The organism is Achromobacter insuavis (assembly GCF_902859645.1).
Lineage (GTDB): Bacteria > Pseudomonadota > Gammaproteobacteria > Burkholderiales > Burkholderiaceae_B > Achromobacter > Achromobacter insuavis.
The window spans coordinates 86158-111402 of sequence record NZ_CADIJR010000006.1; the positions used below are offsets into that span (position 1 = coordinate 86158).

At 68.4% G+C, this 25245-nt stretch carries 21 protein-coding genes; 8 read left to right on the plus strand and 13 right to left on the minus strand.

The annotated features are described in order from the left end of the window. The first annotated feature begins 22 nt into the window (after positions 1–22). Positions 23–3646 (plus strand): hydantoinase B/oxoprolinase family protein, encoded by a 3624-nt coding sequence (locus tag H0523_RS05770; RefSeq protein ID WP_054431398.1) that lies wholly within the window; start codon positions 23–25, stop codon positions 3644–3646. Between the two features lie 80 nt (positions 3647–3726). Here the strand turns inward: H0523_RS05770 and H0523_RS05775 are convergent, their stop codons facing one another. Both H0523_RS05775 and H0523_RS05780 read right to left on the minus strand, forming a co-directional pair. Next, entirely contained in the window at positions 3727–3879 is a 153-nt protein-coding gene (locus tag H0523_RS05775; RefSeq protein ID WP_156350074.1) for a hypothetical protein, read from the minus strand. A 166-nt stretch (positions 3880–4045) separates the two neighbouring features. Beyond that, positions 4046–5086 carry a C45 family autoproteolytic acyltransferase/hydrolase gene (locus H0523_RS05780; protein WP_054431399.1) on the minus strand — a complete coding sequence of 347 codons (1041 nt, stop codon included), beginning with the start codon at positions 5084–5086 and terminating at the stop codon, positions 4046–4048. 165 nt (positions 5087–5251) lie between these two features. Between H0523_RS05780 and glnH the strand changes: the two genes are divergently transcribed. From glnH to glnQ, 3 genes are all read left to right on the plus strand, one after another. After that, complete coding sequence (glnH, locus tag H0523_RS05785; protein ID WP_054431400.1) at positions 5252–6004, plus strand: glutamine ABC transporter substrate-binding protein GlnH; 753 nt, start codon at positions 5252–5254, stop codon at positions 6002–6004. Positions 6005–6170: 166 nt separating this feature from the next. Then, positions 6171–6827: a glutamine ABC transporter permease GlnP gene (gene glnP / locus H0523_RS05790; protein ID WP_035360348.1), complete on the plus strand. Its 657-nt coding sequence runs from the start codon at positions 6171–6173 to the stop codon at positions 6825–6827. Continuing rightward, entirely contained in the window at positions 6824–7552 is a 729-nt protein-coding gene (gene glnQ, locus H0523_RS05795; protein WP_054431401.1) for a glutamine ABC transporter ATP-binding protein GlnQ, read from the plus strand. Before glnP ends, glnQ begins: the two co-directional genes overlap by 4 nt. Positions 7553–7670: 118 nt before the next feature. Here glnQ and H0523_RS05800 read toward each other — a convergent pair whose 3' ends face one another. The 5 genes from H0523_RS05800 to H0523_RS05820 all read right to left on the minus strand — a co-directional run bounded on the left by H0523_RS05800 (position 7671) and on the right by H0523_RS05820 (position 12606). Continuing rightward, a complete protein-coding gene (locus H0523_RS05800) occupies positions 7671–9965 on the minus strand; it encodes a RelA/SpoT family protein (RefSeq protein WP_006394759.1) in 2295 nt (764 codons plus the stop codon). 22 nt (positions 9966–9987) lie between these two features. Beyond that, on the minus strand, positions 9988–10191 hold the full coding sequence (rpoZ, locus tag H0523_RS05805) for a DNA-directed RNA polymerase subunit omega (protein WP_006394760.1): 204 nt from the start codon (positions 10189–10191) through the stop codon (positions 9988–9990). Between the two features lie 46 nt (positions 10192–10237). Further along, complete coding sequence (gene gmk / locus H0523_RS05810) at positions 10238–10870, minus strand: guanylate kinase (protein WP_076413045.1); 633 nt, start codon at positions 10868–10870, stop codon at positions 10238–10240. 84 nt (positions 10871–10954) lie between these two features. Further along, the gene (locus H0523_RS05815) at positions 10955–11887 is read right to left on the minus strand and encodes a c-type cytochrome (RefSeq protein ID WP_054431402.1); all 933 of its coding nucleotides are present in this window, start codon (positions 11885–11887) and stop codon (positions 10955–10957) included. Next, positions 11884–12606 carry a c-type cytochrome gene (locus H0523_RS05820; protein WP_054431403.1) on the minus strand — a complete coding sequence of 241 codons (723 nt, stop codon included), beginning with the start codon at positions 12604–12606 and terminating at the stop codon, positions 11884–11886. Before H0523_RS05820 ends, H0523_RS05815 begins: the two co-directional genes overlap by 4 nt. 360 nt (positions 12607–12966) lie before the next feature. Between H0523_RS05820 and H0523_RS05825 the strand changes: the two genes are divergently transcribed. Beyond that, positions 12967–13737 (plus strand): SDR family oxidoreductase, encoded by a 771-nt coding sequence (locus H0523_RS05825; RefSeq protein WP_054502644.1) that lies wholly within the window; start codon positions 12967–12969, stop codon positions 13735–13737. A gap of 174 nt (positions 13738–13911) precedes the next feature. Here H0523_RS05825 and H0523_RS05830 read toward each other — a convergent pair whose 3' ends face one another. The 3 genes from H0523_RS05830 to H0523_RS05840 form a co-directional block, all read right to left on the minus strand. After that, on the minus strand, positions 13912–14505 hold the full coding sequence (locus H0523_RS05830) for a C40 family peptidase (RefSeq protein WP_054431405.1): 594 nt from the start codon (positions 14503–14505) through the stop codon (positions 13912–13914). 212 nt (positions 14506–14717) lie between these two features. Beyond that, entirely contained in the window at positions 14718–16805 is a 2088-nt protein-coding gene (locus H0523_RS05835; RefSeq protein WP_054431406.1) for a TonB-dependent receptor, read from the minus strand. A gap of 59 nt (positions 16806–16864) precedes the next feature. Beyond that, a complete protein-coding gene (locus H0523_RS05840) occupies positions 16865–17218 on the minus strand; it encodes a hypothetical protein (protein WP_054431407.1) in 354 nt (117 codons plus the stop codon). A gap of 211 nt (positions 17219–17429) precedes the next feature. Here H0523_RS05840 and H0523_RS05845 point away from each other — a divergent pair, with 211 nt between their 5' ends. Then, on the plus strand, positions 17430–18929 hold the full coding sequence (locus tag H0523_RS05845; RefSeq protein ID WP_369815833.1) for an AMP nucleosidase: 1500 nt from the start codon (positions 17430–17432) through the stop codon (positions 18927–18929). A gap of 166 nt (positions 18930–19095) precedes the next feature. After that, positions 19096–20676 carry an amino acid permease gene (locus H0523_RS05850; RefSeq protein ID WP_156333316.1) on the plus strand — a complete coding sequence of 527 codons (1581 nt, stop codon included), beginning with the start codon at positions 19096–19098 and terminating at the stop codon, positions 20674–20676. 78 nt (positions 20677–20754) lie between these two features. Here the strand turns inward: H0523_RS05850 and H0523_RS05855 are convergent, their stop codons facing one another. Next, a complete protein-coding gene (locus tag H0523_RS05855) occupies positions 20755–21684 on the minus strand; it encodes a YicC/YloC family endoribonuclease (RefSeq protein WP_054431409.1) in 930 nt (309 codons plus the stop codon). A gap of 179 nt (positions 21685–21863) precedes the next feature. Between H0523_RS05855 and rph the strand changes: the two genes are divergently transcribed. Next, complete coding sequence (gene rph, locus H0523_RS05860) at positions 21864–22598, plus strand: ribonuclease PH (protein WP_054431410.1); 735 nt, start codon at positions 21864–21866, stop codon at positions 22596–22598. Positions 22599–22623: 25 nt separating this feature from the next. Here the strand turns inward: rph and H0523_RS05865 are convergent, their stop codons facing one another. Beyond that, positions 22624–23994, minus strand: a complete 1371-nt coding sequence (locus tag H0523_RS05865) for an MmgE/PrpD family protein (RefSeq protein ID WP_180180038.1) — start codon at positions 23992–23994, stop codon at positions 22624–22626. Beyond that, positions 23991–25151, minus strand: a complete 1161-nt coding sequence (locus H0523_RS05870) for an acyl-CoA dehydrogenase family protein (protein WP_006394775.1) — start codon at positions 25149–25151, stop codon at positions 23991–23993. Before H0523_RS05870 ends, H0523_RS05865 begins: the two co-directional genes overlap by 4 nt. Positions 25152–25245: the final 94 nt, after the last annotated feature.

Here is a 25245-nt window from a genome sequence, read left to right on the forward strand (position 1 = left end):
CTTCTTGTACCCGAGGATGAATATGAAGTGGCAATTCTGGATTGATCGTGGGGGCACCTTCACCGACATCGTGGCGCGCCGCCCCGACGGCACCACCACCACCGCGAAGATGCTGTCGGAGAACCCCGAGCAGTACCGCGACGCGGCGGTGGCGGGCATCCGCAAGCTGCTGGGCATCGCGCCCGGCCAGCCGGTGCCGGCCGAGCAGGTCGAATGCGTCAAGATGGGCACCACCGTCGCCACCAACGCGCTGCTCGAGCGCAAGGGCGAACGCACGCTGCTGGTGACCACCCGCGGCTTTCGCGACGGCCTGCGCATCGCCTACCAGAACCGTCCGCGCCTGTTCGACCGCAACGTGCTGCTGCCGGAAATGCTCTACGAGGCCGTGGTCGAGGCCGACGAGCGCGTCGCCGCCGACGGCGAAGTGATCCGCGACCTGGACGAAGCGGCGCTGCGCCGCGACATGCAGGCGGCCTACGACAGCGGCATCCGCACGGTCGCCATCGTCTTCATGCACGCCTGGCACGCCACCGCTCACGAACAGCGCGCCGCCCGCATCGCGCGCGAGATCGGCTTCACCCAGGTGTCGGCCTCGCACGAGGTCAGCCCGCTGATCAAGTACGTCTCGCGCGGCGACACCACGGTGGTCGACGCCTACCTGTCGCCCATCCTCAAGCGCTACGTCGACCAGGTGGCCAGCGAGCTGCCCGGCATCCGCCTGATGTTCATGCAATCGAGCGGCGGCCTGACCGACGCGCACCGCTTCCGCGGCAAGGACGCCATCCTGTCCGGCCCGGCCGGCGGCATCGTCGGCATGGTGCGCACCAGCGAGCAGGCCGGCTTCGACAAGGTCATCGGCTTCGACATGGGCGGCACCTCCACCGACGTGTCGCACTACGCCGGCGAATTCGAACGCGAATTCGAGACCCTGGTGGCCGGCGTGCGCATGCGCGCGCCGATGATGAGCATCCACACGGTCGCGGCCGGCGGCGGCTCGATCCTGCATTTCGACGGCGCGCGCCTGCGCGTCGGCCCGGATTCGGCCGGCGCCAACCCCGGCCCCGCCTGCTACCGCCGCGGCGGCCCGCTGGCCGTGACCGACTGCAACGTGCTGCTCGGCAAGATCCAGCCCGATTTCTTCCCCAAGGTGTTCGGCCCCGACGCCGACGAAGCGCTGGACCGCGACGCCGTCGTGCAGCGCTTCGAAGCCATGGCCGATGAGGTCCGCGCCGCCACCGGCCGCGACATGACGCCGGAACAGCTGGCCGAGGGCTTCCTCGAAATCGCCGTCGGCAACATGGCCGAAGCGATCAAGCGCATCTCGGTGCAGCGCGGCCACGACGTCACCGAGTACGCGCTGACCGTGTTCGGCGGCGCCGGCGGCCAGCACGCCTGCCTGGTGGCCGACGCGCTCGGCATGACCACCGTGTTCGCGCACCCGCTGGGCGGCGTGCTGTCGGCCTACGGCATGGGCCTGGCGGACCAGACCGACATGCGCCAGAAGACCGTCGAGAAGGTGCTCGACGCCGCGCTGATGGCCGAGCTGCAAGGCGAGCTGGACGCGCTGGCCGAGCAGGCCGTGGGCGAACTGCGCCGCCAGCACGTGGCCGACAACGACATCCAGGTGCAGCGCCGCCTGCACCTGAAGTACCGCGGCACCGACACCGCGCTGGACGTGGCCTATGGCACGCTGGAACAGGCGCGCGCGGATTTTGAGGCAGCCTACCGCCAGCGCTATTCGTTCCTCATGCCCAACCGCGAACTGGTGGTGGAGACCATCTCGGTGGAAGCCACCGGCGGCGGCGAGCGCGTCACCGAGACGCCCGCCTCGCGCAGCCGCGACGGCGCGCTGGCGCCGCGCCGCGCGGTGCGCATGTACAGCGGCGGCGCCTGGCGCGACACCCCGTTGTACGTGCGTGAAGACATGGCCGGCGGCGACGTGGTGGCGGGTCCCGCCATCATCTCCGAGCCGAACCAGACCACCGTGGTCGAACCCGGCTGGCAGGCCGAGCTGACGCAGCAGGACCACTTCGTGATCCGCCGCGTCGAGGCCCGTCCGCAGCGCCGCGCCGTCGGCACCCAGGCCGACCCGGTGATGCTGGAGGTGTTCAACAACCTGTTCATGTCGATCGCCGAGCAGATGGGCTACCGCCTGCAGAACACGGCATACTCGGTCAACATCAAGGAACGCCTGGACTTCTCCTGCGCCATCTTCGATGCCAAGGCCCGCCTGATCGCCAACGCGCCGCACATGCCGGTGCACCTGGGCTCCATGGGCGAGTCGGTGCGCACCGTCATGAACGCCAATGCCGGCCGCATGCAGCCGGGCGACGCCTACGTGGTCAACGACCCGTACCACGGCGGCACCCACCTGCCGGACGTCACGGTGATCACGCCGGTGTTCGACCGCAAGGGCGGCGAGATCCTGTTCTACGTCGGCTCGCGCGGCCACCACGCCGACATCGGCGGCACCACGCCGGGCTCGATGCCGCCGGATTCGAAGACGGTCGAAGACGAAGGCGTGCTGTTCACCAACTTCCAGCTGGTCAAGGGCGGCGAGTTCCGCGAACAGGCCGCGCGCGACATCCTCGGTTCGGGCCGCTGGCCGGCGCGCAATCCGGACCAGAACATCGCCGACATGCACGCGCAGATCGCCGCCAACGAAAAGGGCGTGCAGGAACTGCTGCGCATGTGCGATCACTTCGGGCTGGACGTGGTGCGGGCCTACATGGGCCACGTGCAGGACAACGCCGAAGAGGCGGTGCGCCGCGTGATCTCGGTGCTCAAGGACGGCAGCTACGAGTATCCGCTGGACAACGGCGCGGTCATCCGCGTCGCGGTGCGGGTCGACAACCAGGCGCGCAGCGCCGTGGTCGACTTCACCGGCACGTCGGACCAGCTGGACAACAACTTCAACGCCCCGGGCGCCATCGCCGTGGCCGCGGTGCTGTACGTGTTCCGCACCCTGGTCAACGACGACATCCCGCTGAACGACGGCTGCCTCGTGCCGCTGTCCATCATCCTGCCGGAAGGCTCGATGCTGCGTCCGAACCCGCCGGCCTCGGTGGTGGCGGGCAACGTCGAGACGTCCATGTGCATCGTCAACGCGCTGTACGGCGCGCTCGGCGTGCTGGCCGCCAGCCAGGGCACCATGAACAACTTCACCTTCGGCAACGCGCGCCACCAGTATTACGAGACCATCTCCGGCGGCACCGGCGCGGGGCCCGTGCGCATCGACGCCGCCGGTCCGGCCGATGAAGGCTTCCCCGGCACCTCGGTGGTGCAGGCGCACATGACCAACTCGCGTCTCACCGACCCCGAAGTGCTGGAGTTCCGCTTCCCGGTGCGGCTCGAATCGTACGAGATCCGCCACGGTTCGGGCGGCGCGGGGCGCTATGCCGGCGGCAACGGCGGCGTGCGTCGCATCCGCTTCCTGGAAGACATGACCGCCGCGATCCTGTCCAACAACCGCCTGCACGCGCCGTTCGGCCTGGCCGGCGGCGAACCGGGCGCGATGGGCCGCAACTACGTCGAACGCATCGACGGCTCGGTCCAGGAACTCGGTCCGCAGGACAGCGCCCAGCTGCATCCGGGCGACGTGTTCGTGGTCGAAACGCCGGGAGGCGGGGGCTACGGCGCCCATTGAGTCGGCGGCATGAGGGCGGGGCGATCCGGGATGGTCATCACGGGTCGCCCCGTTTGCGTTGGGGCCATGGGATTGGGTTCTCAGGCGAAAAGCCAATGTCGAATTGCCGCGATCGCCACGAGGATGAGAACGATCACGATCGCCACGATTTGAACCAGGTCAATCATGAAGGCGACCGTTCCCGGATCGTGCCACTGTATCGAACGCAAGTAGTTGAGTATTCTGCCGCGCATGAGACTCTCAAAAAATTGAGTCTCATTCTATGCAGCGCCGCCCCATTTCCAGTTGGCGATTGATCCGAGATTGTCGGTGGCGCGTATGGTTCGAGTCCTGATCGATGTGCGGGTGTGTCGATCAATGTGAACGCCGGGCCGTCCGCACGGGACGATTCGCGCCCCGTCACTCCGGATCGTTCATCACATCCAGCACGATCTCCGCCTTGGCCTTGCGGTCATAGACCCGCAACGTCACCTCGCCATCGCCGATCTCGAAGATCGCGGTGGCGAGCGTGTTTTCGCCATCCGGGTCCGCGGCATCGGTGCGCAGGATCGGCAAATCGCCTTCGGTATCGTGCAGCGCCGCCAGCAGGTCGGCGCCCGTGGTGGCGGGGGACCAGGTGTCGACGATGCCCTCGATGCGGCGCTGGCGGTCGCGCGACGAGTCGGTGATGATCTGCGATTGCCCCCGGCTGGCCTGGTGCACCATATGGTTGGCGTGGCCATACCGGGTGCCGATTTCCTGCGCCGAGGCGGTGCCCGGTGTCGCTTCGACACTGAAAATGCGCGCGTCGGCCGCCGATCCCAGCGTATGGTGAAAGCCCCCCGCGCGCGGGGTGTCGCGCAGCAGCGCCACCGCCTCGTCCAGCGTGGCGCAGTCGAGCACCGCGCGGGCCAGCAGCATGCGCGGCACGCCGGCAGGGCGTTGCCGGGTGCGCAGGTTGTTGATGGTCTGCACCAGGCCGGCGCGGTTGGCGCCGAAGGTATGGCCCGGCAGCGAACCCGGATAGTAGAAACTCAGGTAGCCCGGCGCGTCCTCCAGCGCCACGTCGACCAGGTGGCAGCGGCCGTAAAGGTAGGGGTCGCCGTCCTCGTTGTGGCCGATCCAGCGGGTGCCGTCGGCGGCTTTCAGCGCCACCGAGGTGCAGCCGTCGCCGCTGCCGCTGCTGTGCAGGAGGTCGCCGCGGCAATTCCACAACAGCACGTCGGCCAGCGGCATGTCCAGCCCCTCGGCCAGCCCCTCCAGTTCGTCCCACAGGGCGGGCAGGGCGGTCCGGGCCTGTTCGCCCAGCTCGTCCAGGTACGGGTGGCCGCGCCAGGGGCGCAGCGCCTTCCAGGTGGCGCTCTGGTCCAGGTAGGTCGCCATCAGCGGGCGGGCCAGCTTGCCCAGCGCCGCGCCGACCTGGCGCCGGTTGCCGGCGATGCGTACATACTTGTAGGGCATGGGGATTCTCCGGGGTGTCATGCGGATTGTAATTTTTCTAAGCTCTCTGCGGTGGGGACGGATGCGTTAACATGCCCCGTAAGTTGCTCCGGCGATCCCGGCGTGGCCCGCGCATCATGTTCCAACTAAAACCCGGGTGCTATCGGCCCCCAAGAGGAGAGTTTCATGATTAAACGTAAAGTCGCCGCCGCCTTGGTCGGCCTGTCCGTGGCCATGTTTGGCGCCGCCTCCGGCGCCTACGCCCAAGGCAAGGAATTGGTGGTGGCCACCGATACCGCTTTCGTGCCGTTCGAGTTCAAGCAAGGCAACACCTACACCGGCTTCGACGTCGACCTGTGGGCCGCCATCGCCAAGGAATTGAACGTCAAGTACAAGCTGCAGCCGATGGACTTCAACGGCATCATCCCTGGCCTGCAGACCAAGAACATCGACGTCGCGCTGGCCGGCATCACCATCCGTGACGACCGCAAGAAGGTGATCGACTTCTCCGATCCCTACTACGAAAGCGGCCTGGCCATCCTGGTCGGCGACAAGAACACCGACATCAAGGACGCCAAGTCGCTGGCTGGCAAGACCGTCGCGGTCAAGACCGGCACCGCCACCGTGGACTTCCTGAAGGCCCAGGTGCCGGACGCCAAGCTCAAGCTGTTCCCCAACATCGACAACGCCTACCTGGAACTGGCCACCGGCCGGGTCGACGCCGCCGTGCACGACACGCCCAACGTCCAGTACTACGCCAACACGGCTGGCAAGGGCCGCGTCAAGGTGGTCGGCTCGGTCAAGAGCGGCGACTTCTACGGCATCGCCTTCCCCAAGGGCAGCGAACTGGTGCCGCAGGTCAACAAGGCGCTGGCCACGCTCAAGTCCAACGGCCAGTACGACGCCATCTACGAGAAGTGGTTCGGCAAGAAGCCCTGAGCTTCCCTGTCGGATTGATGTTGCATTTCGGGGCCGCCCGGCAGTCTGGGGCCCCGGCGCTTCGCTCCGGCGACGCCGGGCCCGGGACGGGGCGGCCCCGAGTCGCTTGCGCCGCCGGGCGTTCCCGCCGTGATGCGGCGCGCTGGCGCGCCATTGAGGGGTAATCGTGGATTTTGACTGGAATGTAGTGATGGATGCGCTGCCCAACCTGTGGGTGGGCACGCAGATGACCATCAAGATCACTTTCTGGGGCCTGTTCGGCGGGTTCCTGCTGGGCGCGCTCTCCGGCGTGACCCGGGCCTACGGGCACCCGATCCTGTCGGGCATCGCCCAGGTGTACGTCGCGGTGATCCGTGGCACGCCGATCGTGGTGCAGGTGATGTTCATTTATTTCGCCTTGCCGCTGCTGGCGAACATCCGGGTGGACGCCGAGTGGGCGGCCATCGTCACGCTCATCATCAACTCGGGCGCCTATATCTCCGAGATCGTGCGCGGCTCGCTGCTATCGGTGCACAAGGGCCTGAAGGAAGCCGGGCAGGCGATGGGCCTGCCGTTCCACAAGATCCTGTTCCACATCATCGGGCCGGTGGCGTTCCGCCGCATGATTCCGCCGCTGGGCAACCAGTGCATCATCAGCCTGAAGGATTCGTCGCTGTTCATCGTGATCGGCGTCGCGGAACTGACCCGCCAGGGCCAGGAAATCATGGCCAGCAACTTCCGCGCGGTCGAGATCTGGTCGGCGATCGCCATCGTCTACCTGATCCTGACGGGCACGATGGCGCTGATCCTGCACCTGGTGGAAAAAAGGATGCGCATACTATGAGCATGGTTGAATTTCATGACGTCACCAAGACGTTCGGCGAGTCCACCGTCCTGAACGGCATCTCGCTCAATATCGATGCGGGCGAAGTGGTCGTGGTGGTGGGGCCGTCCGGTTCCGGCAAGTCCACCTTCCTGCGCTGCATCAACGTGCTTGAGACGATCAATGGCGGCGACCTGCTCGTTGACGGCCTGAGCGTGCATGGCGGCGCGGCGCAGGTGCGCGAGATCCGCCGCGAGGCCGGCATGGTGTTCCAGCAGTTCAATCTGTTCCCGCAGATGACCGCGCTGCAGAACGTCATGTTCGGGCCGGTGCACACGCGCGGCCAGAGCCGCGACGAGGCGCGCGAACTGGCCGAGCAGTTGCTGCGCAAGGTCGGGCTGGGCGAGCGCATGAACCACTACCCGTCCGAGCTGTCGGGCGGCCAGCAGCAGCGCGTGGCGATCGCCCGCGCGCTGGCGATCAAGCCCAAGCTGATGCTGTTCGACGAGCCGACCTCGGCGCTCGACCCGGAACTGCGCCACGAAGTGCTGAAGGTGATGCGCGACCTGGCCGAGGAGGGCATGACCATGGTGGTGGTCACGCACGAAATGGAGTTCGCGCGCAAGGTCGGCAGCCGCCTGATCTTCATCGACGCAGGCAAGATCGCCCATGACGGTCCGCCGGCCGAACTGCTGGACAATCCGCCCAGCCAGCGCCTGAAGGACTTCCTGCAGCACGTGGCCTGAGCGCGGATCGCCCCAGAACCGCGCCCCAAGCGGGATGTCACGGATCCGGCTCCGCCGGTCCGTAGACATGCCCCCTTGAGGGGGAAGCGCGCAGCGCTTCGGGGGGGGGCTTCTCCCTTCAGCCCTTCACGCGCACGATCTTCTGCACCTGCGGCACGTGGCGGATGGCGCGGATCACCTGCGCCAGGTGCTTGCGGCTATCGACCTGGATGGTCAGGTGCAGCGACACGGTCGAGACCGCGTCATCGTGCATCGTCACATGCATGATGTTGGCGTCGGCCGCCGTGACTTCGGCGGCCAGCCGGCCCAGCACGCCACGCTCGTTGCGGGTGACGATGTCCAGGCGCGTGGCCAGGTGCTTGGCGGTGTGGGCGTCCCAGGCGACGTTGATCCAGCGTTCCGGTTCGCGCAGGCGCTGGCGCATGGCCACCGGGCAGTCGGCGGTGTGCACCACCAGGCCGTGGCCCATGCGCATGCCGGCGATGATCGGGTCGCCGGGCAGCGGGCCGCAGCACGGCGCCAGCTGCACCGCCTGGCCTTCGTTGCCCTGGATCAGGATCGGGGCGCTGCGGGCCGAGGTCAGCTCGTCCACCGCCGCGGCGGTGGTGGCCACCAGCTGGTGCTCGGGCGCGAAGCGGCGCGCCACCACGGCGGCCAGGCGCTTGCCCAGGCCGATGTCGGCCAGGATTTCCTCGCGCGAGCTGGCGCCGGTGCTGCGCGCCAGCTTCTGCCAGGCCGGATCGTCGGTGGCCGGCAGCGGCATATGCAGCTCTTGCAGGGCCTGGCCCAGCAGGCGCTCGCCGAAGGCCACCGATTCCTCGTACTTGACGGTGCGCAGGTAGTGGCGGATCTCGGAGCGGGCGCGGCCGGTGCGCACGTAGTTGAGCCATTGCGCGTTCGGGCGCGAGGCGGGCGAGGTGACGATTTCCACCGTGTCGCCGCTGTTCAGTTCCGTGCGCAGCGGCACGAACTCGCCGTTGACTTTGGCCGCCACCGCCTGGTTGCCGATGTCGGTATGGATGGCGTAGGCGAAGTCCACCGGCGTCGCGCCGCGCGGCAGCGAGATGATCTTGCCGCGCGGGGTGAAGACGTAGACGGCGTCCGGGAACAGATCGACCTTGACGTGTTCGAGGAACTCGCCCGAATCGCCGGTCTGGCTCTGGATGTCCAGCAGCGATTGCAGCCACTGGTGGGTGCGTTTCTGCAGGTCGTTGAGCGTCAGGTCGGCGCCCTTGTACAGCCAGTGCGAGGCCACGCCTTCCTCGGCCACGTGATGCATGTCGCGGGTGCGGAACTGGAATTCCACCGGCGTGCCGTAGGGACCCACCAGCGTCGTGTGCAGCGACTGGTAGCCGTTGACCTTGGGGATCGCGATGTAGTCCTTGAACTTGCCGGGCACCGGCCGGTACAGCTGGTGCAGCGTGCCCAGCGCCAGGTAGCACTCGGGCAGCGTGTGGACGATGACGCGAAAGCCATAGATATCGAGCACGTCGGAGAACGACTTCTTCTGGTCGACCATCTTGCGGTAGATGCCGAACAGCGTCTTCTCGCGGCCGGTGACCTCGGCCTCGATGCCGGCGGCCGGCAGGGCGGCGCGCACCGAATCGGCGATCTTGCCGATCACCTCGCGGCGGTTGCCGCGCGCGGCCAGCACGGCCTTGTACAGCACCTGATAGCGGTTCGGGTACATGGCCGCGAAGCACAGGTCCTGCAGTTCGCGGAACAGCAGGTTCAGGCCCAGCCGATGGGCGATGGGTGCGTAGATGTCCAGCGTTTCGCGGGCGATGCGGCGGCGCTTCTCGGGGTTGACCGCGTCCAGCGTGCGCATGTTGTGCAGGCGGTCGGCCAGCTTGATGAGGATGACGCGCACGTCGCGCGCCATCGCCAGCAGCATCTTGCGGAAACTCTCGGCCTGTTGCTCGGCCTTGGTGGCGAAGTCCAGGCGGTCCAGCTTGGACAGGCCATCGACCAGCTCGGCGACTTCAGGGCCGAATTTCTCGGCCAGCTCGTGCTTGGCGATGCCCTGGTCTTCCATCACGTCGTGCAGCAGGGCGGCGGACAACGCGTTCGCGTCGAGCTTCCAGCCCGCGCAGATTTCCGTGACGGCGATGGGGTGCGAGATGTAGGGCGAACCGCTGGCGCGGAACTGGCCCAGGTGCGCCTGATCGGCGAAGCGGTAGGCTTCGCGGACGCGTTCTACATCTTTCTTGTCGAGATAGCTGCCGATGATTTCGGTCAGCGGTGCCAGCGAGGCGACCGGCGAGGCGGTCGCATCCGCCGCTTCTTGCGCGGCGACGGAGGCTGGCGTGGGGGAATTCTTGTCTTTCTTGCCGGTGCGGCGCCCGAGACGGGAGCCGGCACGGAGCGCGGCAAGCAGACCAGATGAAGCGTACTTCAGCCCGGGAAAAGCCATGCTTGCCGCCCCCCGGAGAAGATCAGGTGGGAACTTTACGCAGCATTTCCGCGCCGGTGAGGCCGCCCGCGATTTCGCGCAGGGCCGTGACGGTGGGCTTGTCTTTGCTGTCCAGGCGCGGGGCATGGCCTTGCGCCAGCTCGCGGGCGCGGTAGGTGGCGGCCAGCGTGAGCTTGAAACGGTTGGGGATCTGATTCAGACAGTCTTCGACGGTAATGCGAGCCATTAGGACACCTGGTGCTGATGGTGGATAGGGAGAATGCGGATTCGTTTCAGTGGGCTGCCGGGATGCCGAGTTGCGCGAACAATTCGGCGTGGCGGGCGGCCTGAGACGAAAAACGCAGCCGAGCGGCGCTGACGATTTGAGTCAGTTCCGACAAGGCTACGCTAAATTCTTGATTAATAATAACATATTCGCATTCAGGCGCGTGCGCGATTTCGCCGCCCGCGGCCATCAGCCGGCGCGCGATCACTTGCGGCGCATCCTGGCCGCGCGCCTTGAGCCGGCTTTCGAGTTCCTCGATGGACGGCGGCAGCACGAAGATGCCGATCGCGCCGGGAAAACGCTGGCGCACCTGGCGCGCGCCCTGCCAGTCGATCTCCAGCAGCACGTCGCGGCCTTCGCGGGTGGCTTCGTCGATGCGGTCGCGCGGCGTGCCGTAGAAATTGCCATGCACCTCGGCCCATTCCAGCAGCCGCTGCTCGTCGCGCAGCTGCTTGAATTCGTCGATGCCGATGAAGCGGTATTCGCGGCCGTCTTCCTCGCCGGGGCGGGGCGCACGGGTGGTGCAGGAGACGGACAGGAGAATGGACGGGTCTTGCTGCAGCAAGGCCTTGACCAGGCTGGATTTGCCGGCGCCGCTGGGGGCGACGACCATGAAAACATTGCCGGAAGTGGCGTGCATGAATGTGACGAGCGTGTGATGCCGAGACCCGAAGGATAGCAAATCGCGCGGCGCGGCAGGGGGAAAACCCGCCGCGCCGCGCCGTCAGCGGGCTGCCGCCTGCGTCAGCTTGCCGCCCGGCGCGGGCGAATCGCTGCCGAGCAGGTGGCCGTTGACCTCGATGCCGTACAGCGAATCGTCGGAGTCGTGGTACTTGGCGCGGGTCTTGGCGACCGATTCGGTGTAGCGCGGATCCTGCGGCCGTTCATACGCGTTCATGAAATACGCCACGTCCCAGGCCTCCTGGTCGCTCAGCATCCCCGCCTGGCCCAGCGGCATGTTGGCCTTGATGAAGCCGGCGGCGTTGCCGATCTGGTGCATGCCGGCGCCCCAGTTGAAGGAATCCGGCCCCCACAGCGCCGGGAACACCCAGTGCTCGCCGTTCTTCTGTCCCTTGCCCTCGGCGCCGTGGCAGACGGCGCAGTACTGGGCGTAGACCTCGCTGCCGCGCACGTAGTCGGCCTTCTGCGCCGGCGCAGGCAGCTTCAGGTAGCCCTGGCCCTTGAGGGCCACGCCGGTGGGCGCCTTGCTGGCCAGCCAGAACATGTAGGTCTGCAGCGCGGTCAGCACCGGATCGTCGGCGGCCGGCGGCTTGCCGTTCATGCTGAAGCGGAAACAGCCCTGCAGGCGCTCGGCCAGCGTGTTGACGTGGCCGTTTTTGGCCCGGTAGGCCGGATACAGCACGTAGGCCGCCCACATCGGCGCGGAATCGGGCCGGCGGCCGGCGTCCAGGTGGCAGCTGGCGCAGTTCAGGTCGTTGCCGACGAACTTGCTGGCGTTCTGCGGCGTGTGCAGGAAGATCTGCTCGCCCTGGCGCACGATCTTGCCGAATTCGGTGTCGGGCAGCGACGCGGCGCTGGGCGGCGTGAATGCGGGGCGCGCGTCGGCGGCGGCGGCCGTCGCGGTCGACATCAGCGCGCCGGCGCCCACGGCGGCCAGCAGCAACAGGCGGGCGAAGCGGTGGCGGATCGGATTCATGGCTTGGCTCCCGCGGCGGTGTTGGCTTGCGCGGCAAGCAGGTCGGCGGCCTTGGGCAGGCCGGCGTAATAGGCGGACACGGCGTCGATCTCGGCGTCGGTCAGGCGGGTGGCGACGGCCGGCATCAGGCCCAGCGGGCCGGGCGGGCGCTGGCCCTGGCGCCAGGCACGCAACTGGCCGGCGATGTAGGCCGCGGGCTGGCCGGCCAGGCTGGGGAAGTTGGCGCCGACGCCGATGCCGCCGGGGCCGTGGCACTGGTTGCAGGCGGGGACGTTCTTGTCCCAGGCGCCGCGCGTGGCGAGCCAGGCGCCGGTGTCGTCCGGCTTGGCCAGTTGCCGCGCGGTGGCGGCCAGCCGGTCGATGTTCAGCGGCGCGGGCAGGGCGGCGTAGTACTGGGCCACGGCCTGGCGCTGGGCCGGATCCAGCGCCTTGGCGGTGGCCGCCATCACCGGGCTGACGCGCGAGCCGTTGGCCATCGCCTCGAGCTGCTCGGCCAGGTAGGCGGCGCCCAGGCCGGCCAGGTGCGGGAAGCCGGCGGCGGGGTTGCCTTCCCCCTGGGCGCCGTGACAGGTCATACAGGCGGGCGCGCCATTGGCGCCCTGGGTGCTGATCTGGCGGCCGTCGGGGGCGGCGAGCGCCGCGCCGGGCAGGGCGGCGAGTCCGCTGGCGCCAAGGGCCAGCACGCCTGCCCAGCGGCGGAGTTGGGGCTGTAACGCCATGGGTATCTCCGGGTTTATTGGAATTTTGGTAATAAGTTAATTTCCCAAAATTATATGGAAATTTGTGACAGCGCAAAGCATTGATCGCGCCTTGCGCGCCATCGGCGGCGGCGGACGGGGTTTGTCCGGACGCAACGGGCGGCAAGGAGCGTTGTTCGATGTCGCGTCCGCCGCCATCGTTTTCCGCCGCGCGGCGCGGTTGCCGGACGTCGATCGCCTGGCGCGCGGAGTGTGGCGCGGGGCCGTGCCGATGACCGCGGCCCTGGGGCGGGCGGCGCGCGCGAACGATGGAACGTTCGCTTGCAGCATCGCCAGAATGATTCGGGTAGCATTTCGCCGACAGATAACAAGGAGCATCCGATGCACACGAACGAGATCGAACCTCCCCGCGTTGCGCTGGTCACGGGCGCCGGCACCGGCATAGGCCGGGCGGTGGCGCTGGAATTCCTGGCGCAGGGCTATCGCGTGGTGCTGGCCGGCCGCCGGCGCGAGCCGCTCGAAGCCACGCGCACGGCGGCGGGCGAAGACGGGGTGCGGGCGCTGGTGGTGCCGACCGACGTGTCGGATGAACAGGCGGTGCGCGAGCTGTTCGACACCACCCAGCGTGAGTACGGCCGTCTCGACGTGCTGTTCAACAACGCCGGCCGCGGCGCGCCCGCCATGCCGATCGAGGAATTGCCGGTGGCGCTCTGGCGCGAGGTGGTCGATACCAACCTGACCGGCATGTTCCTGTGCGCGCAGGCCGCGATCCGGGTCATGAAGGCGCAGACGCCGCAAGGCGGCCGCATCATCAACAACGGTTCGATCTCGGCGCACGCGCCGCGCCCGTTCTCGATCGCCTACACCGCCACCAAGCACGCGGTCACCGGCCTGACCAAGTCGATCTCGCTGGACTGCCGGCCGTACCACATCGCCTGCGGCCAGATCGACATCGGCAACGCCGCCACCGATATGACCGAGCGCATGGCCGCCGGCATCCTGCAGGCCGACGGCAGCACCAAGGTCGAACCGCGCATGGACGTGGCCCACGTGGCCCAGGCCGTCGCCGCCATGGCCCGGCTGCCGCTGGACGCCAACGTGCAGTTCATGACCATCATGGCGACCAACATGCCGTTCGTCGGACGCGGCTGATCGGGGTTCTTCCGCTGGCAACAAAAAAGCGCCCACGGGCGCTTTTTTGTTGCCAGGGCGGCATGCCCGCCCGCAAGAACAGCCGACCCGCCGCCGGGCCGCCCCGAAGCAGGGCAGCCCCCTCGGGGGGCAGCGAGCGCGTAGCGCGTGGCGTGGAGGCCCTTTTCTTTCTTTTTATCGTTGCGCCAGCATCTGGCCCTTGGCCGTGTCGATGTAGCTGCGCGCGCCGAGATAGCGCTTGGACCAATAGGGATTCTTCATCTCGTCCACCCGCACCTTGGCGCCGCGGCGCGGGGCGTGCACGAACTTGTCCTGGCCGATGTAGATGCCCACGTGCGAGGTGATGCCGCGGCCGCGGGTGGCGAAGAACACCAGGTCGCCGGGCTTGAGCAGTTTCTTGTTGGACACCGTGTCGCCCTGGGTGCGCTGCTGGCGCGCGGTGCGCGGCAGTTCCAGGCCCGCGATCTCGCGGAAGACGTAGAGCACCAGGCCGCTGCAGTCGAAGCCTTCGGCGGCGTCGTCGCCGCCCCAGCTGTAGGGCGTGCCGATGGCGGACAGGCCGGCCTGCACCACGCGTTCGCGCAGGGTGGGCACGGTCGGTTCCTGTGCCAGGCTCAGGCCGGACAGGGTGGCGCGGGCTTGTTCGGAGGGGATGGACGCCTGGGCGGCGCCGGGTAACCAGGAGAACGTCAGGGCCAGCAGGGGGGCGGAGAGGAAAGCGGGAAGGCGGAACAGGGCGGATCGTGCTTTTCGCGTAGGCGGCGTCATTACGTCACTTCAAGAATCGGAGTGGGCGGCATGGCTTTGTCGGGTCGGACAAGCCGGCGGAAAGGGGTGCAGGGGAGGCTTGAGCTTCACAAACTGCCATCGCATTGTAATGGAATAAAGTTTCATTACATTTGTAGTGCAATGCAGCATCCTGGCGGCGCGCCCGTTACCTCGGCCAGTGGGGAAAAGGTAACGGGCGCCGCGCCTGGCGACTAGAAACTGCCGCGCAGGCCGACCATCACGGCGCGGCCGCCCTCGGGGGCGACGTCGCGCAGCACCGACGTGGCGTAGCGGATGTCCTGGTTGGTCAGGTTGATGCCGCGCACGTAGGCCTGCCATTGCACCGCCGCAACCTTGAAGCGGTAGCCGGCGTTGGCGTCCAGGCTGTAGTAGCCCGCCGTGGCGGTGTCGTTGTCCGGGCGGCTGTGCTGGGCGAAGGCCTTGGAGACGCTGACGCCGGCGCTGTAGGGCCCGTAGCCGTAGTCCAGCGCCACGCGCAGGCGCAGCGGCGGGATGCGCGGCAGCGAACGGCCGGTGTCGCTGTTGCGGGCCACGGTGTAGTCGCCCGACAGGCCCAGGTCCAGCTTGTGGCCGCCCTGTTGCAGCACGCGCGTGCTGCTTTCCGCTTCCACGCCGTACAGGCGCGCGGACACGCCCTGGTAGCGGGCCTCGGGCAGGGCGCCATCGTCGCCGGCCGCGACCAGGTCGCCGTCGTCGTTGCGGAAGCGGCCGGTGTTCATTTCGGCCAGGTAGTTGGAGAAGCGGCTGTAGAACACGCCGACGCTGGCGCTGTCGGCGTCCTTCTTGTAGCGCAACGACAGGTCGCCGGACCAGGCGCGTTCCTTGGCCAGGTTCTGGTCGCCCACCAGGTATTGGCCGGTGGCGGCGTGCGGGCCGTTGGCGTACAGCTCGTAGAAGGTGGGCGCGCGCTCGGTGTAGGCGGTGTTGGCGGCCACCGACCAGGCGCTGTCCAGCTTGTAGATGCCGCCCAGCGAGAAGCTGCCGGCGGTGAAGGTGCGGCGGTTGGAGCCGTCGAAGCGTTCGTTGCCGCCGCCGCCCGGCGTCAGGCGGGTGTGGTCGGCGCGGGCGCCGGCGCTCAGCGTCAGGCGGTCGTTGATCTTCCATTCCTCCAGCGCGAACAGGGCGACCGAGTCGGTGTCGGTGGTGGGCACCAGGGCTTCGTCGCCCAGCGCCGAGAAGCGCGTCTGGCCCAGTTGCAGGCCGACCACGCCGTGCAGCGGCCCGATGTCGGCGTGGCGCGCCTCGATGCGGGCCTCGTAGCCGCGGTTCTTGAAGATGGTGCCGGTTTCGCCGTCCTCGATTTCCTTGTGCTGGTAATCGGTGTAGGCGAAGTTCACCTTGACGCTGGTGAACAGGCCCTCCAGGTCGCGCAGTTCGCTGGCGAAGCCGAAGCGTTCCTGGCGCATCTTGATGCGCACGTCCGGCTCGGCCACCGAACCGTAATCCGAGTCATAGCCGCTGTAGGACAGGCCGGCATAGCCGCGGTCGCCGGTCCAGGACATGCCGAGCGCGCCGCCGCTGGCCTGGCCGTCGCTGTTGGGCAGGGTGCCGCGCGGCTGGGCCTGGTCGGGGCCGTCGATGGCGCGCTGCTGCGCGGTGCGGGCGTAGCCGGGAATGCGCAGGTCGCCGGTCTTGCGGCTGAAGGCGTCGGCGTGGATGGCGAAGTTGCCGTCGCCGCCTTCGAGCTGGATCGCGCCATTGCGGTCGTTGTTGGCGCCGCCGTAGCTGCCGGCGACGTCGCCGTGGATGCCGTCGATGGGTTCGGTCGGAATGCGGTTGTCGATGGTGTTGACCACGCCGCCGATGGCGCTGCCGCCATACAGCAGGGCGGCCGGGCCGCGCAGGATCTCGACCCGGTTGGTGGACAGCGGGTCCTGCGGCACGGCGTGGTCGAACGACAGCGACGAGGCGTCGAGCGAGCCGACGCCGTTGTTCAGCAGGCGGATGCGGTCGCCGTCCATGCCGCGGATGATGGGCCGGCCCACCATCGGGCCGTAGGTGGTGGTGGAGACGCCGGGCAGGCCGTTGAGCGTTTCGCCCAGGTTCGAGCCGCGGCGCAGGTCGAGGTCGGCGCCTTGCACCACCGTGGACGGCGAGGCGAGCGCTTCGCTGCCCAGCGGATTGGCGGTGATGATGACGGGCGACAGCGTGGTGGCGTCGGCGGCGGCCTGGGCGCGGGCGGCCTGCGGCAGCGCCAGCAGGCAGGCGAGGGCCAGCGGGCTCAGGGTGAAGGCGCGCAGGGACGAACGCGTCCCCGCGAAGGAAGAAGCAAAAGACATGGTGGCAGTCCTGGATGCCGGCCGAGGGTCGGCGGCGGTTGATATCGGGCGCGAGGGGATCAGGCCGCGGCGGGCGGGGCGCGCGATTGGAACCAGGGACTGGTGACGAGGGTGGCGCCGCGCGGGGAGGGCGGCGGCGGCGTCAGCCGGGGCGGGCTGCCGGCGATGACGGGAAACGAGGCCGGCAGCGTCGCGTCCAGCAGATCCCAGATGTGGCAGAGATCGCAATGGCCGAGCTTGTCGGGGGTGTGCGCGGCATCCTGGCTGGACGCCGGTTCGCCATACAGGTGCGACAGCGCGTGCCGCGCGCCGCCCAGCGGCGCCAGCAGCAGGCAGGCGCACAGCCACGCCAGCGTCGCCCATCGGGCAAGGCGCTGAGTCGAGGGCGGGCGAAGGCCGGTGGCCGGCGGCATGGTCTGGGCGTGAAAAAAGGAAAAACGGAATGATATATTGTTTCCATCTCAATGACGACCATGAGACGGAAGATTGTGCGCCGCCATGCGGGCCAATATGACACTTCATCTGACGACCGGGTCGGGCATAATCGGTGCCATCGGCCCTTTCCGGCTTGATCGCCGACCGCGGCCGCTGAAAACAAGACCATAAGAAAGCGGAGTCCAGCGCATGATGAACGCAGTGCACCCTTTGTCCTCGATGAACCGGCCCGAGGCCATTCCTTTCGAGCCCTACCAAGACGCGGTGGCGGCGGTCGACCGGCTGGCGGAAATCTACGCCCGCAACACGGCATTCCTGCGGGCGGCGTTCCGCGAAGTCCTGAAAGGGTCGTCCAACGGCCGCGAACGGGCCCGGGCCTATTACCCGGCCATCCGCATCCTGGTGGAAACCTACGATCCCATCGATACCCGCCTGTCGTACGGCCACGTGGCCGAACCCGGCATCTACCAGACCACCATCACCCAGCCGGCGCTGTTTCGCGACTACCTGATCGAGCAGGTCGGCCAGCTGCTGCAGAACCACCGCGTGGCGGTGGAGGTCGGCGAATCCGATTCCCCCATCCCGCTGCATTTCGCCTTCCCCGAGGGCGCCTATGTCGAAGGCGAGCACCTGGAGGCGCTCAAGCGCCCGCTGCGCGACCTGTTCGACGTGCCTGATCTGGCGGTGACCGATGACGCCATCGTCAATGGTTCGTGGCGCGGCAAGGAGGGCGAGCCCAAACCGCTGGCGCCTTTCACCGCGCAGCGGGTGGACTACTCGCTGCACCGGCTGCAGCACTACACCGCGACGGCGCCGGCGCATTTCCAGAATTTCGTGCTGTTCACCAACTACCAGTTCTACGTCGACGAGTTCTGCGCCCGCGCCCGCGCGCTGATGGCCAGCGGCAACGAGGACTACGAGATGCTGGTGGAGCCGGGCAACCGCATCACGCGGCGCGGCGAATCCGGCCCGGCCGACGACGGCCAGGCGCAGCGCCTGCCGCAGATGCCGGCCTACCACCTGGTGCGGGGCGACCATTCGGGCATCACGCTGGTGAACATCGGCGTGGGGCCGTCCAACGCCAAGACCATCACCGATCACATCGCGGTGCTGCGTCCGCACGCCTGGCTGATGCTGGGCCACTGCGCCGGCCTGCGCGATTCGCAGCGGCTGGGCGACTACGTGCTGGCCCACGGCTACGTGCGCGAGGACCACGTGCTCGACGATGACCTGCCCACCTGGGTGCCGGTGCCGGCCCTGGCCGAGGTACAGGTGGCGCTGGAGCAGGCGGTCGAAGAGGTCGCGGGGCTGTCCGGCTGGGATCTCAAGCGCATCATGCGCACCGGCACCGTGGCTACCATCGACAACCGCAACTGGGAATTGCGCGACCACGTCGAGCTGGTCGAGCGCTTCGCGCAGTCGCGCGCCATCGCCCTGGACATGGAGTCGGCCACCATCGCCGCCAACGGCTTCCGCTTCCGCGTCCCCTACGGCACGCTGCTGTGCGTGTCCGACAAGCCGCTGCACGGCGAACTCAAGCTGCCGGGCATGGCCAGCGCGTTCTACCGCCGCCAGGTCAACCAGCACCTGGAGATCGGCATCCGGGCGCTCGAGCGCCTGCGCGACATGCCGCCCGAGCGGTTGCATTCGCGCAAGCTGCGCACCTTCATGGAAACGGCGTTTCAATAGCCCCGTCGCCAATATTCCCCGCGCGGGGACGGATCCACGCCTGCCCCCGGCCGTTTCGACGACCGGGGGCAGTTGCGCTATGCTCGCGCGTTGCGTGGAAATCCCACGGCGCCCGGGGGCACAATCCGCGGGGGCTTTTTTGCTCTGAAGGAACACGACTTTGGCATTGACGGAACAGGACCAGCACCGCGATGGCGGCAAGAAGGGGACGACAGAACCGTCCGAATTGCGCCGCGCCCTGTCGGCGCGCCACCTGACCATGATCGCGGTGGGCGGCTCCATCGGGACGGGCCTGTTCGTCGCCTCCGGCGCCACCATCGCCCAGGCCGGGCCGGGCGGGGCGCTGCTGGGCTATGTGCTGATCGGCGTGATGGTCTATTTCCTGATGACCAGCCTGGGCGAGCTGGCCGCCGCCATGCCGGTGTCCGGGTCGTTCTCGACCTACGGCGCGCGCTACGTCGAAGACGGCTTCGGCTTCGCGCTGGGCTGGAACTACTGGTACAACTGGGCCGTCACCGTGGCCGTGGACCTGGTGGCCGCGCAGCTGGTGATGGCGTACTGGTTCCCGGACGTGCCGGGCGTCTACTGGAGCGCGCTGTTCCTGGCCATCACCTTCGGCTTGAACGCGCTGTCGGCGCGCGGCTTCGGCGAGGCCGAATTCTGGTTCGCGCTGATCAAGGTGGTCGCGGTGCTGGCGTTCGTCGCCATGGGCGTGATGATGCTGCTGGGCATCATCCGCGGCGGCGAGGGCGGGGGCGTGGCCAACTGGACGGTGGGCGACGCGCCGTTCGCCGGCGGTTTCGCGGCGCTGATCGGCGTGGCCATGGTGGTGGGCTTCTCGTTCCAGGGCACCGAGCTCATCGGCATCGCCGCCGGCGAGTCCAAGGACCCCGCGCGCAACCTGCCGCGCGCCGTGCGCCAGGTGTTCTGGCGCATCCTGCTGTTCTACGTGATGGCGATCCTGGTGATCGGCCTGCTGATTCCCTATACCGACCCGCACCTGCTGCGCAACGACGTCACCGACGTCAGCGTCAGCCCGTTCGCGCTGATCTTCGAGCGCGCCGGGCTGCTGGCGGCGGCCTCGGTCATGAACGCGGTGGTGCTGACCTCGGTGCTGTCGGCCGGCAACTCCGGCATGTACGCGGCCACGCGCATGCTCTACAGCCTGGCGCGCGACGGCAAGGCGCCGCGCATCTTCGGCCGGGTGTCGCGCAATGGCGTGCCGCTGTGGGCGCTGCTGGCCACCACCGTGGTGGCGGCGCTGTGCTTCTTCTCGTTCATCTTCAGCCCCAAGGCGGTCTACATCTGGCTGCTGAACACCTCCGGCATGACCGGCTTCATCGCCTGGCTGGGCATCGCCATCAGCCACTACCGGTTCCGCCGCGGCTACGTCAAGCAGGGCCGCAACCTGGCCGATCTGCCCTATGTGTCGCCGTTCTTCCCGTTCGGCCCGATCTTCGCCTTCGTGCTGTGCCTGATCATCACGCTGGGCCAGAACTACCAGGCCTTCCTGGAACACCGCATCGACTGGGGCGGCGTCGCGGCGACCTATATCGGCATCCCGCTGTTCCTCCTGATCTGGCTGGGCTATCGGCTGGCCAAGGGCTCGCGCTTCGTCAGCTACAAGGACATGACTTTCCCGGACGCCCGGGCGCGCAGCGCCTACCTGGATTCGGCCCTGCGCGGCGACCCCGCCACGGTCGGGCCGGAAACGGCCGCCACGGCGCCCGGCAGCGCCGGACGATGAAAAAGGCCGCGGTAGTCCGCGGCCCCAGTGAATCCATCCAAGGCCGTCGCGGCAACGCGGCGGCCTTGTCTTTTGGCGTCACTCGATGTTCTGCGCCTGTTCGCGCATCTGCTCGATCAGCAGCTTCAGGTCCATGGCGGCGCGCGTGACTTCCATGCTGCCGGCCTTGGAGCCCAGCGTGTTGGCCTCGCGGTTCATTTCCTGGAACAGGAAGTCCAGGCGCTTGCCGGCGCTGCCGGCGTTCTTCTTGCCTTCGGGCTTGCCGCCGCCATCGGTCAGCAGGTGGCGCAGTTCCGCCACGTGCGAGCGCAGGCGCGACAGTTCCTCGGCGACATCGATGCGCAGCGCGAACAGGTTGGCCTCCTGCGACAGGCGCTCGGACAGCTCGGCGCCGGAGATGTGGGTGAAGCCGCCCGGGAAGGCCGATTCCACGCTTTCGCGCAGCTTGGCGGCGAGCTTGTCGCGGTGGTCGGCCAGCAGTTGCGGCAGGTGGTTCTGCACCAGTTCGACGATGCCGGCCACGCCGTCCGCACAGTCCCGCATCATGCCGGCCAGGCGTTCGCCTTCGCGCGCGCGGCCTTCCTGCAGCTGCGTCAGGGCTTCCTGGGCGGCCTGCATGCAGGCCGCGCCCCAGACTTGCGGGTCGAGCGCGTCGTTGGCGCGCTGGCCGGGCCAGTTGAACAGCTCCACCAGGCGCGGCGCGGCGATGTCGGGCAGGATGCGGCGCGCGGCCTGCAACTGCTCGGCCAGGGTTTCGAGCCAGGCCGGTTCCAGCTTGGACAGGTCGGTGCTGACGTTGCGGGTGTAGGACACGCGGATCTCGACCTTGCCGCGCGCCAGTTGCGCCGTCAGCAGTTCGCGCAGCGGCGTCTCGACGTGGCGCAGCTCGTCGGGCAGGCGGAAATAGAGGTCGAGGAAGCGGCTGTTGACGCTGCGCAGTTCCAGCGCCAGCGTGCCTTGTTCGAGGTCTGCCCGGGCGTTGCCGAAGGCGGTCATGCTGCGAATCATGGTGTCGATATCCTGTTGCTTGTCTTGGATCGGGCCGCGCCGGTTCCGCCGGTCCGTCGGGCGCGGACGAGGGCGGGTATATGCAACCCGTGTATCGCGGCAGGATACTCCAAACCCGGGCGGGGCCGCGACCCGCTGCCCGTACAATGCCGCCAACCGAATCTGATTGGAGCCTTGCCATGACCTCTGCCAACGCCATTGCCCGCCCGTCGGGCCGCGCCGTCGATGAACTGCGCCCGTTCAGCCTGGAGCGCGGTTTCACGCGCTACGCCGAGGGGTCGGTGCTGGTGAAGGCCGGCAATACCCACGTGCTGTGCACCGCCAGCGTGCTGGAAAAGGTGCCGCCGTTCCTCAAGGGCAAGGGGGAGGGCTGGGTCACGGCCGAATACGGCATGCTGCCGCGCGCCACCCACACCCGTGGCGACCGCGAGGCCGCGCGCGGCAAGCAGAGCGGCCGCACCCAGGAAATCCAGCGCCTGATCGGCCGCAGCCTGCGCGCCGTGTTCGACATGCGGGCGCTGGGCGAACGCACGCTGCACCTGGATTGCGATGTGCTGCAGGCCGACGGCGGCACGCGCTGCGCCAGCATCACCGGCGCCTGGGTGGCGGCGTCCGACGCCGTGGCGCTGCTGATGCAGCGCGGCGACCTGGCCGCCAACCCGATCCGCGACGCGGTCGCGGCGGTGTCGGTCGGGCTGGTGCAGGGCCGTGCGGTGCTGGACCTGGACTACGAGGAAGACTCGGCCTGCGACGCCGACGTCAACGTCATCATGACGGGCGGCGGCGCCTTCGTGGAAGTGCAGGGCACGGGCGAGGGCGCCACCTTCACCCGCGCCGAGCTGGACGCGATGCTGGGTCTGGCCGAGAACGGCATCGCCGGCCTGGTGCGGGCGCAGCGCGCGGCGCTGGCGTAACAGCAGGCGGGCGCGGGCCCGGGCGTCAGGGCAGCAGGGCGCCCACCTTGCCGGCCCGTTCCAGGTTCCAGATCGCGCCGATCAGGCCGCGCAGCTCGGTCTCGCTGGCGGCGTCGGCATAGCGGCCCAGGCTCAGCGTCTTGGCCTCGATCTCGGCGCGCGACAGGGTGTTGCCGGGATCGCCCTTGGGTTCGTCGACGCGGCCGTGCAGCACGCGGCCGTCGCGGGTATGCACCGTGACCTTGCCGATCCAGCGCTGCGGATAGGCGCCGTCGACTTCCGGATCCAGTTCCATCGTCACGCGCCCGCGGAAATCGGCCACCGCCGGATCGTCCAGCGCGGCGTCGAATTCCGGCAGGCCGGCGCGGCCCTGGCGCGCGATCAGGCCCAGCACCGTGCCCATCGAGAACTTGGACTGGTGCACCGTGCGCGGATCGACCACCGGCCCCAACACGTCGATGGCGCCCTGATGCACGTGCGCCACCACCCGCGCGATGTCGCTTTCGGCCAGCTGATGCTCGCGCAGCACCTGCTGCAGCGCATCCGCCGCCGGATGGGTATGGCGGCACGAGGCATGGAACTTGAACGAGGTCTCGGCCAGCGCCCAGCGCGTGCCCAGCCGGTCGGTCAGGCGCGTCGGATCGGCGTCGCTGGACATGCCGGCGGCCATGCCCTGCGGGCCTTCGAGGATGTGGCGCGCGCCGGTGAAGCCTTCCTGCGCCAGGTAGGCCGCGGCGATGCCGTTGGCGGCGGCGCGGGCGGTGTGCAGCTGCTTGGAATCGGCGGCGTCGCGCAGGAATTCCCACAGGCCGGCGGCCTGGGTGCCGGCCGAGCCGAAGGCGTCCAGCATGGCCGCGGGCGCCAGGCCCAGCAGACGGCCGGTGGCCGCGGCGGCGGCCAGCGTGCCCGCGGTGCCGGTGGTGTGGAAGATCTTGTAGTGCGAGCGGCCCAGGAATTCGCCAACCCGGATGCCGACCTCGTAGCCGGCCACGGCCGCCACCAGCAGGTCGCGGCCGCTGCGGCCCAGCGCCTGGGCCACCGCCAGCACCGGCGGGAACACCACGGCCGCGGGGTGGAACACCGAACCATTGTGCACGTCGTCCTGCTCGACCACATGGGCGGCGGCGGCATTGACCATGGCGGCGAACACCGGCGAGGTGCGGCGCCGGTTGATCAGGATCTCGCTGGGGCCGTCGGCCGGCCCCATTGTTGCGGCGTAGCGGTCGATGGCCAGCACCGGGCGCGACGCGGCGCCCGCCAGGATCGAGGCCAGGCAGTCCAGCAGGAGGTCTTCGGCTCGGCGCAGCACCGGGGCGGGGATGTCCTCGAAGCGCAGGTTGGCGGCGAAGGCGGCGAGGGTGGAGCTTGGATGGGAGGTGTCGGGGGTCATGGTCAGAAGGAGCGCGGCAGGCCCAGGATGTGTTCGGCGACGTAGGAGAGGATCAGGTTGGTCGAGATCGGCGCGACCTGATAGAGGCGGGTCTCGCGGAACTTGCGCTCGACGTCGTATTCGGTGGCGAAGCCGAAGCCGCCGTGGAACTGCAGGCAGGCGTTGGCGGCCTCCCAGGAGGCGTCGGCGGCCAGCAGCTTGGCCATGTTGGCCTGGGCGCCGCAGGGCTCGTGGGCGTCGAACAGGCGGCAGGCCTCGTAGCGCATCAGGCTGGCGGCCTCGACGTTGATGTGGGCGCGGGCGATGGGGAACTGCACGCCCTGGTTCTGGCCGATGGGGCGGCCGAACACCATGCGTTCCTTGGCGTAGGCGGTGACCTTGTCGACGAACCAGTAGCCGTCGCCGATGCATTCGGCGGCGATCAGGGTGCGCTCGGCGTTCAGGCCGTCCAGGATGTACTTGAAACCCTTGCCTTCCTCGCCGATCAGGTTGTCGGCCGGGATCTCCAGGTTGTCGAAGAACAGCTCGTTGGTCTCGTGGTTGACCATGTTGGGGATCGGCCGGATCGACATGCCGTGCTTGACCGCCTCGTGCAGGTCCACCAGGAAGATCGACATGCCCTCGGACTTGCGCGTGACCTGGTCCAGCGGCGTGGTGCGCGCCAGCAGGATCATCAGGTCGGAGTGCTGCACCCGCGAGATCCAGACCTTCTGGCCATTGATGACGTAGCGGTCGCCGCGGCGCACGGCGGTGGTCTTGATCTTGGTGGTGTCGGTGCCGGTGGTGGGTTCGGTCACGCCCATCGACTGCAGGCGCAGCTCGCCGGCGGCGATGCGCGGCAGGTATTCGCGCTTCTGCGCCTCGGAGCCGTGCCGCAGCAGGGTGCCCATGTTGTACATCTGGCCATGGCAGGCGCCGGAATTGCCGCCGCTGCGGTTGATTTCCTCCATGATGACCGAGGCCTCGGTCAGGCCCAGGCCGGAGCCGCCGTATTCCTGCGGGATCAGCGCGGCCAGCCAGCCGGCTTCGGTGAGGGCGCGCACGAAGGCGTCGGGGTAGCCGCGTTCTTCATCCACCTTGCGGAAGTACTCGGCGGGAAATTGCGCGCACAGATCGCGCACGGCTTCGCGGATGTCCTGGTAGGCGTGGGAGGCTTGATGCATGGGGTGGGCTGCAATATGGGTGTCGTAAAGGGGTTCGGTACAGGATCGAATGTGCCGCAACGGGCCGCCCCTGCCAATTCACAATTCATTAATA

What these genes read in the sequence shown, in the direction of transcription:
- H0523_RS05780 (WP_054431399.1), bottom strand. Translation starts at nt 5,086, where the DNA reads ATGCCCTACAAGTATGTACGCATCGCCGGCAACCGGCGCCAGGTCGGC.
- H0523_RS05840 (WP_054431407.1), bottom strand. Translation starts at nt 17,218, where the DNA reads ATGCCGCCGGCCACCGGCCTTCGCCCGCCCTCGACTCAGCGCCTTGCC.
- H0523_RS05835 (WP_054431406.1), bottom strand. Translation starts at nt 16,805, where the DNA reads ATGTCTTTTGCTTCTTCCTTCGCGGGGACGCGTTCGTCCCTGCGCGCC.
- H0523_RS05825 (WP_054502644.1), top strand. Translation starts at nt 12,967, where the DNA reads ATGCACACGAACGAGATCGAACCTCCCCGCGTTGCGCTGGTCACGGGC.
- H0523_RS05830 (WP_054431405.1), bottom strand. Translation starts at nt 14,505, where the DNA reads ATGACGCCGCCTACGCGAAAAGCACGATCCGCCCTGTTCCGCCTTCCC.
- H0523_RS05820 (WP_054431403.1), bottom strand. Translation starts at nt 12,606, where the DNA reads ATGGCGTTACAGCCCCAACTCCGCCGCTGGGCAGGCGTGCTGGCCCTT.
- H0523_RS05870 (WP_006394775.1), bottom strand. Translation starts at nt 25,151, where the DNA reads ATGCATCAAGCCTCCCACGCCTACCAGGACATCCGCGAAGCCGTGCGC.
- glnH (WP_054431400.1), top strand. Translation starts at nt 5,252, where the DNA reads ATGATTAAACGTAAAGTCGCCGCCGCCTTGGTCGGCCTGTCCGTGGCC.
- rph (WP_054431410.1), top strand. Translation starts at nt 21,864, where the DNA reads ATGACCTCTGCCAACGCCATTGCCCGCCCGTCGGGCCGCGCCGTCGAT.
- H0523_RS05815 (WP_054431402.1), bottom strand. Translation starts at nt 11,887, where the DNA reads ATGAATCCGATCCGCCACCGCTTCGCCCGCCTGTTGCTGCTGGCCGCC.
- rpoZ (WP_006394760.1), bottom strand. Translation starts at nt 10,191, where the DNA reads ATGGCTCGCATTACCGTCGAAGACTGTCTGAATCAGATCCCCAACCGT.
- H0523_RS05855 (WP_054431409.1), bottom strand. Translation starts at nt 21,684, where the DNA reads ATGATTCGCAGCATGACCGCCTTCGGCAACGCCCGGGCAGACCTCGAA.
- gmk (WP_076413045.1), bottom strand. Translation starts at nt 10,870, where the DNA reads ATGCACGCCACTTCCGGCAATGTTTTCATGGTCGTCGCCCCCAGCGGC.
- H0523_RS05845 (WP_369815833.1), top strand. Translation starts at nt 17,430, where the DNA reads ATGATGAACGCAGTGCACCCTTTGTCCTCGATGAACCGGCCCGAGGCC.
- H0523_RS05775 (WP_156350074.1), bottom strand. Translation starts at nt 3,879, where the DNA reads ATGCGCGGCAGAATACTCAACTACTTGCGTTCGATACAGTGGCACGAT.
- glnQ (WP_054431401.1), top strand. Translation starts at nt 6,824, where the DNA reads ATGAGCATGGTTGAATTTCATGACGTCACCAAGACGTTCGGCGAGTCC.
- H0523_RS05770 (WP_054431398.1), top strand. Translation starts at nt 23, where the DNA reads ATGAAGTGGCAATTCTGGATTGATCGTGGGGGCACCTTCACCGACATC.
- H0523_RS05800 (WP_006394759.1), bottom strand. Translation starts at nt 9,965, where the DNA reads ATGGCTTTTCCCGGGCTGAAGTACGCTTCATCTGGTCTGCTTGCCGCG.